This window comes from Streptomyces sp. NPDC033845 (assembly GCF_055576225.1).
Map to the genome: position 1 here is coordinate 1 of NZ_JBVIRI010000003.1, position 15,937 is coordinate 15,937.

The 15,937-nt window shown below is 72.7% G+C and carries 14 protein-coding genes; 3 read left to right on the forward strand and 11 right to left on the reverse strand.

Translation table 11 applies throughout. The features are described from left to right. Positions 1 to 941, reverse strand: a 941-nt coding sequence (locus ACZ50K_RS07090) for an acyl-CoA carboxylase subunit beta (RefSeq protein WP_468898525.1), incomplete at its 3' end; no start/stop codon positions are given. Positions 942 to 1,194: 253 nt separating this feature from the next. On the opposite strand from ACZ50K_RS07090, the gene ACZ50K_RS07095 reads away from it, so the two are divergent. Continuing rightward, complete coding sequence (locus tag ACZ50K_RS07095) at positions 1,195 to 1,806, forward strand: YceI family protein (RefSeq protein ID WP_468898527.1); 612 nt, start codon at positions 1,195 to 1,197, stop codon at positions 1,804 to 1,806. 40 nt (positions 1,807 to 1,846) lie between these two features. Here the strand turns inward: ACZ50K_RS07095 and ACZ50K_RS07100 are convergent, their stop codons facing one another. The 6 genes from ACZ50K_RS07100 to ureA all read right to left on the reverse strand — a co-directional run bounded on the left by ACZ50K_RS07100 (position 1,847) and on the right by ureA (position 9,353). Then, positions 1,847 to 3,217, reverse strand: a complete 1,371-nt coding sequence (locus ACZ50K_RS07100; RefSeq protein WP_468898530.1) for a hypothetical protein — start codon at positions 3,215 to 3,217, stop codon at positions 1,847 to 1,849. Positions 3,218 to 3,291: 74 nt separating this feature from the next. Next, positions 3,292 to 4,905 carry a citramalate synthase gene (cimA, locus tag ACZ50K_RS07105; protein WP_468898531.1) on the reverse strand — a complete coding sequence of 538 codons (1,614 nt, stop codon included), beginning with the start codon at positions 4,903 to 4,905 and terminating at the stop codon, positions 3,292 to 3,294. Positions 4,906 to 5,229: 324 nt separating this feature from the next. Continuing rightward, entirely contained in the window at positions 5,230 to 5,838 is a 609-nt protein-coding gene (locus tag ACZ50K_RS07110; RefSeq protein ID WP_468898534.1) for a TetR/AcrR family transcriptional regulator, read from the reverse strand. Positions 5,839 to 5,849: 11 nt separating this feature from the next. Further along, complete coding sequence (locus ACZ50K_RS07115) at positions 5,850 to 6,902, reverse strand: agmatine deiminase family protein (RefSeq protein WP_468898537.1); 1,053 nt, start codon at positions 6,900 to 6,902, stop codon at positions 5,850 to 5,852. A gap of 19 nt (positions 6,903 to 6,921) precedes the next feature. After that, complete coding sequence (locus ACZ50K_RS07120; protein ID WP_468898539.1) at positions 6,922 to 8,655, reverse strand: urease subunit alpha; 1,734 nt, start codon at positions 8,653 to 8,655, stop codon at positions 6,922 to 6,924. Further along, positions 8,652 to 9,353: an urease subunit gamma gene (gene ureA / locus ACZ50K_RS07125; RefSeq protein ID WP_468898542.1), complete on the reverse strand. Its 702-nt coding sequence runs from the start codon at positions 9,351 to 9,353 to the stop codon at positions 8,652 to 8,654. The genes ACZ50K_RS07120 and ureA overlap by 4 nt, the downstream gene beginning before the upstream one ends. Before the next feature lie 176 nt (positions 9,354 to 9,529). Here ureA and ACZ50K_RS07130 point away from each other — a divergent pair, with 176 nt between their 5' ends. Then, positions 9,530 to 10,939: a cytosine permease gene (locus ACZ50K_RS07130; RefSeq protein ID WP_468898545.1), complete on the forward strand. Its 1,410-nt coding sequence runs from the start codon at positions 9,530 to 9,532 to the stop codon at positions 10,937 to 10,939. 101 nt (positions 10,940 to 11,040) lie between these two features. On the opposite strand, the gene ACZ50K_RS07135 is transcribed toward ACZ50K_RS07130, so the two are convergent. The 4 genes from ACZ50K_RS07135 to ACZ50K_RS07150 form a co-directional block, all read right to left on the reverse strand. Next, a complete protein-coding gene (locus tag ACZ50K_RS07135; RefSeq protein ID WP_468898548.1) occupies positions 11,041 to 12,141 on the reverse strand; it encodes a branched-chain amino acid aminotransferase in 1,101 nt (366 codons plus the stop codon). 229 nt (positions 12,142 to 12,370) lie between these two features. Beyond that, positions 12,371 to 13,411 carry a 3-isopropylmalate dehydrogenase gene (locus tag ACZ50K_RS07140; RefSeq protein WP_468898550.1) on the reverse strand — a complete coding sequence of 347 codons (1,041 nt, stop codon included), beginning with the start codon at positions 13,409 to 13,411 and terminating at the stop codon, positions 12,371 to 12,373. An 87-nt stretch (positions 13,412 to 13,498) separates the two neighbouring features. Continuing rightward, positions 13,499 to 13,636 (reverse strand): hypothetical protein, encoded by a 138-nt coding sequence (locus ACZ50K_RS07145; protein WP_468898553.1) that lies wholly within the window; start codon positions 13,634 to 13,636, stop codon positions 13,499 to 13,501. Positions 13,637 to 13,830: 194 nt separating this feature from the next. Further along, the gene (locus ACZ50K_RS07150; protein WP_468899847.1) at positions 13,831 to 14,706 is read right to left on the reverse strand and encodes a LysR family transcriptional regulator; all 876 of its coding nucleotides are present in this window, start codon (positions 14,704 to 14,706) and stop codon (positions 13,831 to 13,833) included. Between the two features lie 194 nt (positions 14,707 to 14,900). On the opposite strand from ACZ50K_RS07150, the gene ACZ50K_RS07155 reads away from it, so the two are divergent. Next, positions 14,901 to 15,914 (forward strand): NADP-dependent oxidoreductase, encoded by a 1,014-nt coding sequence (locus ACZ50K_RS07155; protein ID WP_468898555.1) that lies wholly within the window; start codon positions 14,901 to 14,903, stop codon positions 15,912 to 15,914. Positions 15,915 to 15,937: the final 23 nt, after the last annotated feature.

Here is a 15,937-nt window from a genome sequence, read left to right on the forward strand (position 1 = left end):
TCGTGGACCTCCAGGAAGTCCCCGTCGTCGACGAGCTCCTCGATCACCTTGTGCATGTCGTACGGACGGTTGCCGTCCGCCGGGACCAGGTCCAGCAGGACCTCGGAGCGGCGGTCGGCCGGGTCGTCCGTCTCGTGGACCGGGGGGTTCTCGCGGTTGTTGGAGGGCAGCATCGTGATGAGGTACCGGACCTCGGCGATGCAGGTCTCCTCGTCGTCGTAGGCGAAGTGCGCGACGCCGGAGGTCTCGGCGTGGACGTCGGCCCCGCCCAAACCGTTCTGGGTGATCTCCTCGCCGGTCACCGCGCGGACCACGTCCGGGCCGGTGATGAACATCTGCGAGGTGTCCCGGACCATGAACACGAAGTCGGTCAGGGCCGGGCTGTAGGCCGCGCCGCCCGCGCAGGGGCCCAGCATCACCGAGATCTGCGGGATCACCCCGGAGGCCCGGGTGTTGCGCTGGAAGATGCCGCCGTAGCCGGCGAGCGCCGAGACGCCCTCCTGGATCCGGGCGCCGGCGCCGTCGTTGAGGGAGACCAGCGGGGCACCGGCCGCGATGGCCATGTCCATGATCTTGTGGATCTTCGTGGCGTGGGCCTCGCCCAGCGCCCCGCCGAAGATCCGGAAGTCGTGCGCGTAGACGAAGACCGTCCGGCCCTCGACCGTCCCCCACCCGGTGATCACACCGTCGGTGTAGGGCTTGCGGGCCTCCAGACCGAAGCCGACGGCGCGGTGCCGGCGCAGCTGCTCGACCTCCTTGAAGGAGCCCTCGTCGAGGAGGAGCGCGATGCGCTCGCGGGCGGTCAGCTTGCCCTTGGCGTGCTGGGCTTCGGTGGCGCGGTCGCTCGGGCCTCGCCGCGCCTGCTCGCGCAGGTCGTGCAGCTCGGCCACGCGGCCGCGAGCATCCGTAGGCTCGCCCGGGATCTGGTCCACAACGGTCATGTACCGACCTTACGAAGCGGACCAAGGGAAACCCTCCGTTGATACCGCACAGTCTCCGGCGCGTTCCGCTGTGAGGGCCGGACAGAAGCGCGCGCCGGGGCAAGGACATCACCAGGAGGGACCTTCGTCCTTTGTGGCATGTCTACAAGAACCCCGATGTAGTTGAAATTTGAAGCGGATGGGTCTAACGTCGTTCTCGTTGAAACTTCAACGAAATCCCGTGCCGATCCCGGCACCGACCGTGGAGGAAACCATGGGCATCTTCAGCCGTCGCAGCGCAGCCGCCACCACCCTGGAAGCCGCTCCCGCCGTGGACCCGGCGCTCGCCGCACTCACCGGGGACTACGCCGTCGACCCCGCGCACAGCAGCATCGGCTTCACCGTCCGGCACGCCATGGTGACCAATGTCCGCGGCGCCTTCACCGAGCACCGGGGCACCCTGCACCTGGACGGGGCCGACCCGGCGCGGTCCACCGCCGAGATCGAGCTGACCATCGCCTCGGTGGACACCGGGATCGCGGACCGCGACACCCACCTCAAGAGCGGCGACTTCTTCGACGCCGAGGCCTTCCCGCTGATGACCTTCCGCTCCACCGGGGCCGCGCAGCTCGGTGGCGACACGTACCGGATGACCGGCGAGCTCACCATCAAGGACGTCACCCGGCCGCTCTCCATCGACCTGGAGTTCAACGGCTCGGCGACCGACCCCTACGGCAACGAGCGGGTCGGCTTCGAGGGCCGCGCCGAGATCCTGCGCTCCGACTGGGGCCTGACCTGGAACGCGGCGCTGGAGACCGGCGGCGTGGTGGTCAGCGACAAGGTGAAGCTGACCTTCGACATCTCCGCCATCAAGCAGAACGGCTGACGGGCGCCTGGCGGGCGGGGGGCAGCCTGCCGGCGGGCGGCTAGAAGCCGCCACCGCCGCCGAAGTCCCCGCCGCCACCGAAGTCCCCGCCGCCGAAGCCGCCGCCTCCTCCGAAGTCCCCGCCGAAGTCGGAGGAGCCGAAGTCGGCGCCGGAGAAGTCCCCGCCCTCGAAGCCGTTCCCGCCGCCGAAGTCCGAGGCGTAGGCCGGGGAGGCCATCATCGAGCCGAGCATCGTGCCCATCAGCAGTCCGGGCAGCAGGCCGCCGCCGAAGTAGCCGCCGGCCCAGGGGCCGTACGCCGGGCCGGCCTCGTAGTAGGGGCGCGGCCCGCTCGCGGTGTCCACCGTGCGGACCATCGGATCGCGGCCGTCCTTCAGCCGGGCCGCGTCCGCCGCGCAGACCGGGACGGTCCGGACGGCCCCGCCAGCCGGGGCCCACTCGGCGTCCCCGGTGCTGGGTCCGTGCCGGGGGTCGAAGAAGCAGGGGGAACGCCGGTCGGGCAGCGGGCGGCCCTCCCGGCGGGCGGCGAGCACGGCGAGCGAATGCCGGCCGTCCTCCAGCGCCTGCGAGACGCCCTTGACCTCCTCCGGGTACCGGACCCGCTCCATGATCCGCTTGGCCCGCTCGTAGGAGTCCAGGGCCGAGGAGTAGTCGGTGCGCATCGCGTCGTCGGCGCCCGGCTCGCCGGGGTGGAAGTCCAGCCGCTCCAGCTCCTCGCCGAAGGCGGTGATGTCCTCGTCGACCACCACCCGCAGCTTGTCCAGGGCCTCCCGGCGGACCTCCTCCTTCTTCCGGCGATTGCGCCGGACCAGGGCGTACGCACCGCCGCCGCCGACCGCGGCGACCAGCCCGAGCCCGATCAGCCCGGACACCGGGGTGCCGTTCCCGCTGCCGCCGGTCTGGCCCCAGGAGGCCGGGGCCCGGCCCTTGATCTGCGGGAGGGCCTGGTCCACGAAGTTGTCCAGCTGGGTGGCGGCGTCCACCGGGCCGCCGGCGTTCACCGCGGCCGTCAGGTTGCGGACCGCGCCGGGGGCCATCACGGACCGGTCGGCCCCGGCGTCGAAGCGTTCGCCGAGCCGGATCCCGTACAGCCCGGTGATCCCGGTCTGGGCGCGGACGGCGGCCAGCAGCCCCTCGGGCGGGAACTGCGCGGAGTTGGGCAGCACGGCCACGAACAGCGGCTTCCCGGCGTCCTTGATCTTCTTGGCCAGGGCGTCGGCCCGGTCCTTGGGCAGCAGCGCCGAGGCGGCCGGGTCCACGTAGACCGGGCCGTCCTTGAGCGCTTCCCCGACGGCCGCCGGGCCGGTCGCCGCCGCGGCCTGCGGGGCGGCGAAGGCCACGAGCGCCCCGCCCGCGGACCCCGCCAGCAGCAGACCGGACAGTACGGATATCAGCCTGGTCCTGGTCCTCATGTCTACGACGCTACCGGAACCGGACATTCCCTGTGTGAGGGGAACATAAGGGCGGGCACCGCCCCGGTGGCCGGTTACTCGGCGGGTTCGACCCCGGCGTGCAGGAGGCCGTAGGTGAAGGCGTCCTCCAGGGCCTGCCAGGAGGCGGCGATCACGTTGGGGGCCACGCCGACGGTGTTCCACTCGCGATGGCCGTCGCTGGTGGTGACCAGGACGCGGGTGGTGGACTCGGTGCCGTGCGTCCCCTCCAGGATGCGGACCTTGTAGTCGACCAGCTCGAACTTGGCCAGCTGCGGGAAGAACCGCTCCAGCGCCACCCGCAGCGCCCGGTCCAGGGCGTTGACCGGGCCGTTGCCCTCCGCGGTGGCGACGATCCGCTCGCCCTTGGCCCACAGCTTCACGGTGGCCTCGTTGGCGTGGGTGCCGTCCGGCCGGTCCTCGACGATCGCCCGCCAGGACTCGATCCGGAAGAAGCGGCGGGCCCGGCCCTCCACCTCGGCGCGGAGCAGCAGCTCGAAGGAGGCGTCGGCGGCCTCGTAGGTGTATCCGGCCAGCTCGCGTTCCTTGACCCGCTCCACGACCCGGGAGACCAGGGCCCGGTCGCCGCCGAGGTCGACGCCCAGTTCCCTGCCCTTGAGCTCGATGGAGGCCCGGCCGGCCATGTCGGAGACCAGCATCCGCATGGTGTTGCCGACCCGCTCGGGGTCGATGTGCTGGTAGAGGTCGGGGTCGACCTTGATGGCCGAGGCGTGCAGGCCCGCCTTGTGGGCGAAGGCGGAGACCCCCACGTACGGCTGGTGGGTGGAGGGGGTGAGGTTGACGACCTCGGCGATGGCGTGGGAGATCCGGGTCATCTCGGCGAGGGCGCCCTCGGGCAGCACCCGGCGGTCGTACTTGATCTCCAGGGCGGCCACCACGGGGAAGAGGTTGGCGTTGCCGACCCGCTCGCCGTAGCCGTTGGCGGTGCACTGGACGTGGGTGGCGCCGGCGTCGACGGCGGCCAGGGTGTTGGCGACGGCGCAGCCGGTGTCGTCCTGGGCGTGGATGCCGAGGCGGGCGCCGGTATCGGCGAGGACGGTGGCGACCACGGCGGTGACCTGGGCCGGGAGCATGCCGCCGTTGGTGTCGCAGAGGACGACCACGTCGGCGCCGGCCTCGTGGGCGGTGCGGACCACGGACTTGGCGTACTCGGGGTTGGCGCGGTAGCCGTCGAAGAAGTGCTCGCAGTCCACGAACACCCGGCGGCCCTGTTCCCGCAGGTGGGCGACGGTGTCGCGGACCATTTCCAGGTTCTCTTCGAGGGTGGTGCGCAGGGCCAGCTCGACGTGCCGGTCGTGGGACTTGGCGACCAGGGTGATCACCGGGGCGCCGGATTCCAGCAGGGCGCGGACCTGGGGGTCCTCGGCGGCCGAGCCGCCGGCCCGCCGGGTGGCGCCGAAGGCGACCAGCTGGGCGTTCCGGAAGTCGATCTCGGCCCGGGCGCGGGCGAAGAACTCGGTGTCCCGGGGGTTGGCGCCGGGCCAGCCGCCCTCGATGAAGCCGACGCCGAAGTCGTCGAGGTGCCGGGCGATCGTGAGCTTGTCGGCCACCGTGAGGTTGATGCCCTCGCGCTGGGCGCCGTCGCGCAGCGTGGTGTCGAAGACGTGGAAGCTGTCGTCGAGCACCGCTTTGGCCTCTGTGGTCGTCATGCTGATCTGGCTCCTGTCGGATGAGTGGCTCCGGATGCCCGGGATCCACTGCCCCCATCATCGCGCGCTCTGCCTCCCCGGCAGGAATGGTGCCGGGAAACGAAAAGACCCCTCGCGGGTGCGAGAGGTCTGCGCGCGGGTCTGGGGCACTGTGGCCGCCGCCGCGAAGGTTCTCCGCGGTTCAGCGGTCACTGCGGACCGGCGCGCTGCTGTCCGTAATCATCGGCTGAGCAAGCACGTTCGCAGTGTGCCACACGTCTCGCGGCGCGCAGCCCGCGGTCTCACGATGCGGTCAGGGCGGCCGGGGCGGGCCGGCCGGGGCGGTCAGGCGGTCTCCAGGGAGTCGGTGAGGAACTCCCGTACGTGGTCGAGGATCTGCCGGCGGTCCAGGGCGGGCAGGCCGACGGCGAGCTGGATGCTGAAGCCGTCGAGCAGGGCCCGGGTGCGGGTGGCGAACCGGTCGGCGTCCACCGGGCGGAACTCGCCGCGGGAGATGCCCTCGGCGAGCAGCGCGACCAGGTCCCGGTGCCAGGCGCCCTCGATGGCGGACTGCCGGTCGCGTTCGGCGGGGCCGGCGTTCTGCGAGCGGTTCCAGACCTCCAGCCAGAGGGTCCAGTGCGGGTCCCGGGCGTACTGGGGGACGTAGAGGTCCACATAGGCGGCGAGCCGGTCGCGGGCCGGGCCGCGGCGGGAGAGCAGGGCGCGGCGGCGGTCGCCGAGCGCGGCCTCGCTCCACTCCAGGGTCTGCAGCAGGAGCTCGTCCTTGCTGCGGAAGTAGTAGAGGAGGTGGCCGCTGCTCATGCCGACCTCGCGGCCCAGACCGGCCATGGTGAGCCCGTCCAGTCCCCGGGCGGCGATCGTGGCCATGGCGGCGACGAGTACGTCCTCGCGCGGCGGCGCGTTCTTCCGCGCGCGTACCCCACCCGCCGCCATGGCCACTCTCCTCACACCTTGGGCTGTTGCTGGGTGATGCAGTGGATACCGCCACCCCCGGCGAAAATCGTACGTGCGTCGACCAGGGTCACGGTCCGCTCGGGGAACAGCCCGCGGAAGATCTCGGCGGCCTCCTCGTCGCGCGGGTCGTCGAAGGCGCACAGGACGACGCCGTCGTTGCAGAGGTAGTGGTTGATGTAGGAGTAGTCGACCCATTCGCCGTCCTCCTCCAGCACGGTCGGCGCGGGGATCTCGACGACCTCCAGCAGGCGGCCCTGCGCGTCGGTGGCGGAGCGCAGCAGGGCGGCGATCAGCTTGCAGCGCTCGTGGTCGGGGTGGGCCGGGTCGGGCTGGGTGTGGACCATGACCACGCCGGGGCGGGCGAAGGCGGCGACGATGTCGACGTGGCCCTGGGTGCCGTAGGTGCCGTAGTCGCCGGCCAGGCCGTAGGGCAGCCAGATGGCCTTGGTGGTGCCGAGGTGGGCGTGGATCTCGGCCTCGACCTGTTCCCGGGTCCAGTCGGGGTTGCGGCCCTGGCCCAGCTGCACGGTGTCGGTGAGCAGCACGGTGCCCTCGCCGTCCACGTGGATGGCGCCGCCCTCGTTGACCAGCGGGGTGCTGTAGGTGCGGGTTCCGACCAGGTCGGAGACATGGCGGGCGATCTTGGAGTCGTGCTCCCAGCGGGCCCATTCCTGGGCGCCCCAGCCGTTGAAGGTCCAGTCCACGGCGGCGAGCTCGCCCTGCGGGTTGGTGACGAAGGTGGGGCCGATGTCCCGCATCCAGGCGTCGTCGAGCTCCTGCTCGACCAGCTCGACGGGGTGCTTCGCGCCGTCGCCGACGATCGCGCGGGCGCTGTCGGCGTCGCCGGGCGAGACGACCAGGGTGACCGGTTCGTGGGCGCTGACGGCGCGGGCCACCGCTCCCCAGGCCTGCCGGGCGGCGTCGAGTTCGGCGGCGTCGGTGAAGGTGGGGTTGGGGCTGGGCCAGGCCATCCAGGTGCGCTCGTGCGGGGTCCACTCGGCGGGCATGCGGTATCCGGCGTCCACGGGCTTGTTCAGGTTCATGGCAGTGGTCCTTGCTGGTCTACAGGAAGTACAGGCGGTTGAGGGCGACCGAGTCGGCTGGTCCGGAGCGCAGCGGGTCCCCGTCGAGGGTGACGAGTCCGCTGCGCGCGTCGACATCGACCGCGCCCACCCGGGAGTTGAGGTGGAGGTCGGCGGGGCCGATGCCGCGGGTGCCGCGGACGGCGACCCGGCGGCGGCGGGTGGGCATCGCGTCGGAGCCGAGGGCCGCGGCGGCGGCCGAGACGAAGGCGACGGAGAGGTCCGCGGCGGTGGCCCCGTAGGAGCCGAACTGCGGTCCGAGGACGAGGGGTTCGCAGGTGTCGGTGGCGGCGTTGGGGTCGCCGGTGACCCCGTACGCCGGGAAGCCGGACTTCAGGACCAGCTGGGGCTTGGCGCCGAAGAACGCGGGGCGCCAGAGGACGATGTCGGCGAGTTTGCCGACCTCGATGGAGCCGATCTCGTGGGCCAGGCCGTGGGCGATGGCCGGGTTGATGGTCAGTTTGGCCATGTAGCGCAGGACGCGGGCGTTGTCGTCGCCCTCGCCGTCCCCGGCGAGCGGGCCGAGTTCGGCCTTCATCTTGGCGGCCATGGCGAAGGTGCGGCGGACGGTCTCGCCGGCCCGGCCCATGCCCTGGGCGTCGGAGGAGGTGATGCCGATGGCGCCCAGGTCGTGCAGGAGGTCCTCGGCGCCCATGGTGCCGGCCCGGATCCGGTCGCGGGCCATGGCGGCGTCGCCGGGGAGGTCGGGTTTGAGGTCGTGGACGGAGACGATCATGCCGTAGTGCTCGGCGACCGCGTCCCGGCCGAAGGGCAGGGTGGGGTTGGTGGAGGAGCCGATGACGTTGGGGACGCCGGCCATCTTCAGGACGTTGGGGACGTGTCCGCCGCCGCAGCCCTCGATGTGGAAGGCGTGGATGGTGCGGCCGTCCAGGACCTTGAGGGTGTCCTCGACGGAGAGGCACTCGTTGAGGCCGTCCGAGTGCAGGGCGACCTGGACGTCGTGTTCCTCGGCCACCCGCAGGGCGGTGTCCAGGGCCCGGGTGTGGGCGCCCATGTCCTCGTGGACCTTGAAGCCGCTCGCGCCGCCCTCGGCGAGGGCCTCGACCAGCGGGGCGGGGTCGGAGGAGGAGCCGCGGGCCAGGAAGCCGATGTTGACGGGCCAGGCGTCGAAGGCGTTGAAGGCGTGCCTGAGGGCCCAGGGGGAGTTGACGCCGACGCCCCAGACCGGGCCGAACTCCTGGCCGATGACGGTGGTGACGCCCGCGGCGAGCGAGGCCTCCATGATCCGCGGGGAGAGCAGGTGGACATGGGTGTCCACGGCTCCGGCGGTGGCGATCAGGCCCTCGCCGGAGACGATGGAGGTGCCGGTGCCGACGACCACGTCGACCCCGTCGAGGGTGTCGGGGTTGCCGGCCCGTCCGATGGCGTGGATGCGGCCCTCGCGGATGCCGACGGACACCTTGCGGATGCCGAGGACGGCGTCGATCACCAGCACGTTGCTGATGACCACGTCGCAGGTGTCGCGGACGGCGGCGGCCTTCAGGTGCAGTCCGTCCCGGGCGGTCTTGCCGAAGCCGGCCAGGAACTCCTCGCCGGGTTTCTGGGAGTCCGACTCCACCCGGACGGTCAGGCCGCTGTCGCCGAGCCGGACCCGGTCCCCGGCGCGGGGGCCGAAGACGGAGGCGTACTCGTGGGGGTCGATGTGCCGTGCGCCGGGGGCGCAGTGGTCGCTGTGCCGGGACTGCCTGCTCATCGGGGGTCCCCTTCCGCGCCGGCGCCGAGGTAGCCGCAGGCGGCGGCCCTGCGGAGGGCTTCCTCGCGGGCGCCGGGGGCGTCCAGCGGGCCGTCGACCAGTCCGGCGAAGCCGATGGCGATCCGGTCGCCGCCGATCGGGACCAGGCCGACCTCGGCCCGCCCGTGCGGGTCGAAGCGGACCGAGGAGCCGGCCGGGACGCAGAGCCGCATGCCGTAGGCGGCGGCGCGGTCGAAGTCCAGCCGGGGGTTGGCCTCGAAGAAGTGGAAGTGCGAGGTCACGCTGATCGGGACGGTGGCGGTGTTGCGGACGGTGAGCCGCACCGCGGGCTGGGGGGCCGGGGTCTGCGGTCCGGGGAGCACGGCGCCGGGGGCGTCCGGGCCGAGCGGGGCCGCGCCGCGGATGGGGGCGGAGACCACGGCGAGCCGGGAGCCGTCGTCGAAGACGGCCTCCACGTGGACCTCGGTGACCACGTCGGCGACCCCGGGCAGGACGTCCTCCGGGCCCAGCACGCTGCGGGCCGCCTCGACGGCCTCGGCCAGCCGGCGGCCGTCGCGGGCCGCCTCGCAGACCGTGTCGGCGATCAGCGCGGTGGCCTCCGGGACGTTGAGCCGGAGGCCGCGGGCGCGCCGGGCGCGGGCGAGTTCGGCCGCGCCGAAGAGCAGCAGCCGGTCGCGTTCCGTCGGGGTCAGCCGCATGACGTCCACCTCCCTGGTCCAGAATTTAGAACATCACTCTAACTCTTCATCTCCCGGCAAGGAACCATTGACCGGAGACCGAACCGTGGGTCACATTGAGTGTCGCTCAAACATTTCGCCGCACCATGTCGCTCAGACATCCCCCACCCCGCCGCCTCTGTCAGGGAGTCCCCCGCATGCCCGTGGAACAACGCGGAGTCGACACCATCCCCGAGGAGGAGCGCACCAGCTCCCCCCGCGACCTGGTCGCCATCCTGCTCGGCTCCAACCTCTGCCTCGGCGTGATCGTCTTCGGCTGGCTGCCCCCGTCCTTCGGGCTCGGCCTGTGGCCCTCGGTGACCGCCATCGTGACCGGCACCCTGGCCGGGATCGCGTTCACCGCGCCGCTGGCCCTCGTGTCACTGCGCACCGGCACCAATCTGTCCACCTCCAGCGGCGCCCAGTTCGGGGTCCGCGGCCGGCTGGTCGGCTCGGTGGTGGGGCTGCTGCTCTCCCTCGGGTACACCGCGCTCACCCTGTGGATCGGCGGGGACGTGATGGTCGGGGTGCTGTCCCGGCTGACCGGACTGCCCGACACCGGGCTCAGCCGGGCGCTGATGTACGGGCTGCTGGCCGCCTGCACCGTGGTCGGGGCCGTCTTCGGCTACCGGCTGCTGCTGCGGATGAGCAAGCTGCTGGCCGTGCTGATGGTGGCGCTGCTGGCCGTGGGCGTGTTCGCCTACGCCGGGGACTTCACCACGGCCGCCCCGCCGGACACCCCGTACCTGCTCGGCTCCTTCTGGCCGACCTGGGTGCTCGCCGCCGTCGCGGCCGGGCTGAGCGGCCCGGTGGCCTTCATCACCCTGCTCGGCGACTACACCCGCTACGTCTCCCCGGTCCGGCACGGCTCCCGCAAGGTCCTCGTGGCCACCTGCGTCGGGCTGCTGTTCGGGCTGCTGGTGCCGCAGCTGTTCGGCACGTACACCGCGCTGGCCGCCCGGGCGGGCCTGGACTACGCGGGACCGCTGGTGGCGGCCTCGCCGTTCTGGTACCTGGTGCCGCTGCTGGTGGCCGCGGCGGCCGGCTCGGTGGGCAACGCCGGTCTGATGCTCTACTCGATGGGCCTGGACCTGGACGCGATCGTGCCGCGCACCACCCGCACCCGGGCCACCCTGATGGCGGCCGCGGTGGCCACCGGGTTCGTCTTCCTCGGCTCCTTCGCCTGGAGCGCGCAGGACGCGATGACCTCCTTCGTGCTGCTGCTGACCGCGCTGGGCACGCCCTGGGCGGTGGTCACCCTGATCGGTTACGTGCGCTGCCGCGGGGAGTACGACCCGGAGGCGCTCCAGGTGTTCAACCGGCGGTCCCGCGGCGGGGTCTACTGGTACCGAGGCGGCTGGAACCCGCGGGCCACCGCCTCCTGGGCGGCGGGCGCGGGGGTGGGCCTGGCCGCCGTGTCGACCCCCCTGTACGAGGGGCCGTTGCTGGCCCTGACCGGCGGGGTGGACTGCAGCTTCATCCTGTCGGGGCTGGTCGGCGGCCTGGTGTACACGGCGCTGACCGCCCGGACGGCGCCGGTGCGGGAGCCGGCCCTGGCCGCGGACTGACCGGACGGCCGGCCCGGCTGCCTGCCTGGCGGGGGCCGGTGGCGGCGGACGCGAAGGGCCCCACGCGGATCGCGTGGGGCCCTTCGCGGTGCTCGGGCGGCCTAGCCGAGCGGGTGCATCCAGCCGTGGTGGTCGGCGGAGTGGCCGGTCTGGAGCTCCAGCAGGGCCTTGCGCAGGCGCATGGTGACCTGGCCGGGCTCGCCGTCGCCCTGGGTCCAGTTGGCGCGCTCGGACTTCACCGAGCCGACCGGGGTGATCACGGCGGCGGTGCCGCAGGCGAAGACCTCGGTGAGGGTGCCGTTCTCGTTGTCCCGCTGCCAGTCCTCGGTGGTGATCCGGCCCTCCTCGGCGGTGTAGCCGAGGTCACGGGCGATGGTGAGGAGGGAGTCGCGGGTGATGCCGGGCAGCAGCGAGCCGGTCAGCTCGGGGGTGACGATGCGCTGCGTGCCGTCCTCCTGGCCGTACACGAAGTACAGGTTCATCCCGCCCATCTCCTCGATCCAGCGGTGCTCCACGGCGTCCAGCCAGACGACCTGGTCGCAGCCGTGCGAGGCGGCCTGGGCCTGGGCGACCAGCGAGGCCGCGTAGTTGCCGCCGGTCTTGGCGGCGCCGGTGCCGCCCTTGACGGCGCGCACGTACTCCTCGGAGAGCCAGACCGAGACCGGCTTGACCCCGCCGGGGAAGTAGGCGCCGGCCGGGGAGGCGATGACCATGAAGAGGAACTCGTTGGCCGGGCGGACGCCGAGGCCGACCTCGCTGGCGAACATGAAGGGCCGCAGGTAGAGGGAGGCCTCGCCGGAGTCCGGGACCCAGGCGCGGTCCTGCTTGATGAGGGCGTCGCAGGCCTCGATGAACAGGTCGGCGGGGAGCTCGGGCATGGCCATCCGGCGGGCGGAGGCCTGGAAGCGCTCGGCGTTGGCCCGGGGGCGGAAGGTGGCGACGGTGCCGTCGGGCTGGCGGTAGGCCTTCAGGCCCTCGAAGATCGTCTGCGCGTAGTGCAGGGTCATGTTCGCCGGGTCGATCGACAGCGGCGCGTACGGGACCAGCTGGGCCTCGTGCCAGCCGCGGCCCTCGGTCCACTTGATGGTCACCATGTGGTCGGTGAAGTGGCGGCCGAATCCGGGGCTGGCCAGGATCGCCTCGCGCTCCGCGTCGGACAGCGGGTTCGAGGAGGGCTTGAGCTCGATCGTGGGCGTCGTCATGAGTGCTTGTCCTTCACCGGTTGTGTATGGCGGACCGCGCTCACGGCGTACTAGGACGTCCGAGCTTCCCCGTATTCCGCGGCCTCGCGTTCGATTATCGCGCGGGGTGCGGCTGCGGAGAAACGGGGTGATGCGGCCCAGGGGAGATGGTGGCACCCGGGGCCGCGCAGGAAAAGCCGCCGGGTGCGGTGAACGCGACCCGGCGGCTTCCTGGGGTGGAGCTGCCGGGTCAGCCGGCTACGCGCGCGGCGAGGGCGTCGCCGATCGCGTCGGTGGACCGGAAGGTCCCGTCGCGCTCGGCCAGGTCGGCCGAGACGGCCTCCTCGATGCGGACGGCCTCGGCCTCGTGGCCGAGGTGCCGCAGCAGGAGGGCGACGGAGAGGATCGTCGCGGTCGGGTCGGCCTTGCCGGTGCCCGCGATGTCCGGGGCGGAGCCGTGGACCGGCTCGAACATGGACGGGAAGGCGCCGGTCGGGTTGATGTTCCCGGAGGCGGCCAGGCCGATCCCGCCGGTGACGGCGGCGGCCAGGTCGGTGAGGATGTCACCGAAGAGGTTGTCCGTGACGATGACGTCGAACCGCTCGGGCTGGGTGACGAAGAAGATCGTCGCGGCGTCGACGTGCAGGTAGTCGGTGGTGACCTGCGGGTACTCCCGGGCGACCTGGTCGAAGGTGTTCTTCCACAGGTGGCCGGCGTAGACCAGGACGTTGTTCTTGTGGACCAGCGTCAGCTTCTTGCGGGGGCGGGCGGCCGCCCGCTCGAAGGCGTCCCGGACGACCCGCTCGACACCGTACGCGGTGTTGACGCTGACCTCGGTGGCCACCTCGGCGGGGGTGCCGGTGCGCAGCGAGCCGCCGTTGCCGGTGTACGGGCCCTCGGTGCCCTCGCGGACCACCACGAAGTCGATCTCCGGACGGCCGGCCAGCGGGGTGGCGGTGTTCGGGAGGAGCTTCGAGGGGCGCAGGTTGATGAAGTGGTCGAAGGCGAAGCGGAGCTTCAGCAGCAGACCGCGTTCCAGCACTCCGGACGGGACCGAGGGGTCGCCGATGGCGCCCAGCAGGATCGCGTCGTGCTGCTTGAGGGACTCCAGCTCGGCGTCCGGGAGGGTCTCACCGGTGCGGTGCCAGCGCTGGGCCCCGAGGTCGTACTCCTTGGTCTCCAGCTTCACATCCTGGGGCAGGACCGCGGTAAGGACCTTGAGGCCCTGAGCCACGACTTCCTGGCCGATGCCATCACCGGGGATCACTGCGAGATTGATGCTGGTCGACATGTCGGCACCGTACTCCTCGTCCAGTCCTCGGTCATATCGCGTCCACCATCTGGACGCAATATGACCTCGGACGGGCGGACGCGCTGGTCAGTGGCCGGTGGACCCGCCGTTGTCACGGCGGTCCAGGGAGCGCTGCAGCGCGGCGGCGGCGTTCCTGCGGTCCGCGTCGGCGGTGGAGGAGTGGCGGACCCGGCGGGCGGCGGGGCGGGGGGAGGTGGTGTGCATGGTGATCGACTCCTTGAGATCACGGCGTGGCGGTGCCACGGATGAGGGGGGTTCCTTCAAGGCGCCGGAGGGGCGGGGAGCGTCGCCGCAGGGGTTGCCTGCGCGGGGCGTGCGCTCTCTACCGCCATTCGCCGGATCGGCGAGACGTTCGGCTTCTACAAAGCTAGGCCAGGTCCCGCTGTATGTCTCCGCAATTACTCGGACTTCCTACTATCTGAGACGGGGCGGTGGGCGCGGAGCTCCCGGACGAGTGCCCGGACGGCCGCGGTGCCGGCCTGCTCACGGGTGGTGACGTAGCCGACGGTCCTGGTCGGGCGCCCGGCGCCGAGGTCGGTGATCCCGACGCCCGCGGGCGCTCCGCACAGGGAGAGCGCGGGCATGATCGCCATGCCGAGGCCGCGTTCCACCATGGTCAGGACCATGCCGTCGTCCTCGGCCTTGACCGTGGCCCGCGGGATCCAGTCCTGGGCGCGCCACCAGGACCGGGTGTAGGAGCCGCAGTTCTCGTCCCAGTCGAGCAGCGGCAGGCTCCGCGGGTCGGGGTGTCCGGCCGGATGCACCAGGGCGTACGGCTCCTCGGTCAGCACGCCGGTCAGCAGGTCCGCGGGCAGGTCCGGTGAGCCGCCCAGGGTGGCGATCCCGAGGTCGGCCCGGCCGGCCGCGACCTCGCCGGCGGTACCCGCGCCCAGTTCCCGGACCACCCGGACCTCGGGCCGGATCCCGGGGTGGCGGGCGGTGAGCGCGGCCAGGGCGGGGGGCAGCAGGTGCAGGGCCGCGCTGCGGAAGGCGGCGATCCGCAGCGGTCCGGAGGGGCCGGCCGGTCCGCCGCCGGGCGCGGCCGCGGCGCGGGTCTCCGCGCCGAGGACCTCGTACATCCGCAGGATGCGGCGGGCGTGGGCGACGGCCCGCTCCCCCGCCGGGGTGGGGCGGGCGCCGCCGCGGCCCCGCTCGAAGAGGACCGCGCCGAGGCGCCCCTCGACGGTGCGCACCGAGCGGGAGACGGCCGACTGGGTGAGTCCCAGCGCCACGGCGGCGGCCGAGAAGGATCCGGCCCCGGCCACCGCGACCAGCACCCGCAGCTCGGCCGGCCCCGGCTCCCCGCCCGCCGGCTCCGGCCCGCCCGCCGCTGCCCCCGTCGCTTCCGCTGTCGCCGACACCCTCGCCACCCCTGTCACCTGGTCGTATGCGTGCCGCTCATGGATCGGCGGCTTCCATGAGCGCAACCCCCTGCCCGGCCCGGCGATTCCTTCCTAGCGTCCTCCCCATGACCACGCGCACCGGCTACGCCGTCCACCAGATCGCCCGCCCCACCGGTTTCCCCACCGCCGCCGAGTTCCGGCTCGCCGGGTTCCCGGTCCCCTCCCCCGCCCCCGGCACCGCCCTGGTGGAGAACCTGCTGCTCTCGGTGGACCCGTACCACCGCGGGCTGATGGACGGCGGGGAGCGCGGGTTCGCCCTGCACGCCCCGCTCGAAGGGCGCTCGGTGGGCCGGGTGCTGGCCTCCAGGGATCCCGGGCTGGCCGAGGGCGACCTGGTGTTCCACCGGGCCGGCTGGCGCACCCACGCCCTGGTGACCGCCGGGACGGACGGCACCCGCCGGATCCGCCGGTACGAGGGCGTCCCGCTGGAGGCGCACCTGTCCATCCTGGGCGGGACCGGGCTGACCGCCTACGCGGCGCTGACCCGCACCGCCCGGCTGCGGGCCGGCGAGGACCTGTACGTGTCGGCCGCCGCGGGCGGGGTCGGCACCGCCACCGGCCACATCGCCCGGCTGCTGGGCGCCCGCCGGGTCATCGGCAGTGCCGGCTCGGCCGCGAAGGTCCGCCGGCTGACGGAGGAGCTGGGTTTCGACGCCGCCTTCGACTACCACGACGGCCCGGTGGGCGAGCTGCTCGCCGCGGTCGCCCCGGACGGGGTGGACGTCTATGTGGACAACGTCGGCGGGGACCATCTGGCGGGGGCCATCGAGGTGCTCCGCGAGTTCGGGCGGATCGCCTGGGTCGGCGCGATCTCGACCTACCACTCGGACCGGGCCCCGGCCGCGCCCCGCAATCTCTTCGAGATCGTACACAAATCCCTCCGCCTGGAAGGGGTATTGGTATCGCATCACACCAATTTGCAGGAGGAGCTGGAGGAGTTCCTGGTGCCCCATCTGCGCAGCGGCCGGGTGGGTACCGACACCACCGTTGTCCAGGGCATCGAGCACACCGTCGAGGCCTTCCTGGCCATGCTGCGCGGGGAGAACACCGGCAAGATGCTGGTCCGGACGGCCGCCTGAGCCGGCTGCCCCGAAGTTCACCG

Coding starts and splice junctions, on each gene's coding strand:
- ACZ50K_RS07095 (WP_468898527.1), top strand. CDS start 1,195: ATGGGCATCTTCAGCCGTCGCAGCGCAGCCGCCACCACCCTGGAAGCC.
- ACZ50K_RS07100 (WP_468898530.1), bottom strand. CDS start 3,217: ATGAGGACCAGGACCAGGCTGATATCCGTACTGTCCGGTCTGCTGCTG.
- cimA (WP_468898531.1), bottom strand. CDS start 4,905: ATGACGACCACAGAGGCCAAAGCGGTGCTCGACGACAGCTTCCACGTC.
- ACZ50K_RS07110 (WP_468898534.1), bottom strand. CDS start 5,838: ATGGCGGCGGGTGGGGTACGCGCGCGGAAGAACGCGCCGCCGCGCGAG.
- ACZ50K_RS07115 (WP_468898537.1), bottom strand. CDS start 6,902: ATGAACCTGAACAAGCCCGTGGACGCCGGATACCGCATGCCCGCCGAG.
- ACZ50K_RS07120 (WP_468898539.1), bottom strand. CDS start 8,655: ATGAGCAGGCAGTCCCGGCACAGCGACCACTGCGCCCCCGGCGCACGG.
- ureA (WP_468898542.1), bottom strand. CDS start 9,353: ATGCGGCTGACCCCGACGGAACGCGACCGGCTGCTGCTCTTCGGCGCG.
- ACZ50K_RS07130 (WP_468898545.1), top strand. CDS start 9,530: ATGCCCGTGGAACAACGCGGAGTCGACACCATCCCCGAGGAGGAGCGC.
- ACZ50K_RS07135 (WP_468898548.1), bottom strand. CDS start 12,141: ATGACGACGCCCACGATCGAGCTCAAGCCCTCCTCGAACCCGCTGTCC.
- ACZ50K_RS07140 (WP_468898550.1), bottom strand. CDS start 13,411: ATGTCGACCAGCATCAATCTCGCAGTGATCCCCGGTGATGGCATCGGC.
- ACZ50K_RS07145 (WP_468898553.1), bottom strand. CDS start 13,636: ATGCACACCACCTCCCCCCGCCCCGCCGCCCGCCGGGTCCGCCACTCC.
- ACZ50K_RS07155 (WP_468898555.1), top strand. CDS start 14,901: ATGACCACGCGCACCGGCTACGCCGTCCACCAGATCGCCCGCCCCACC.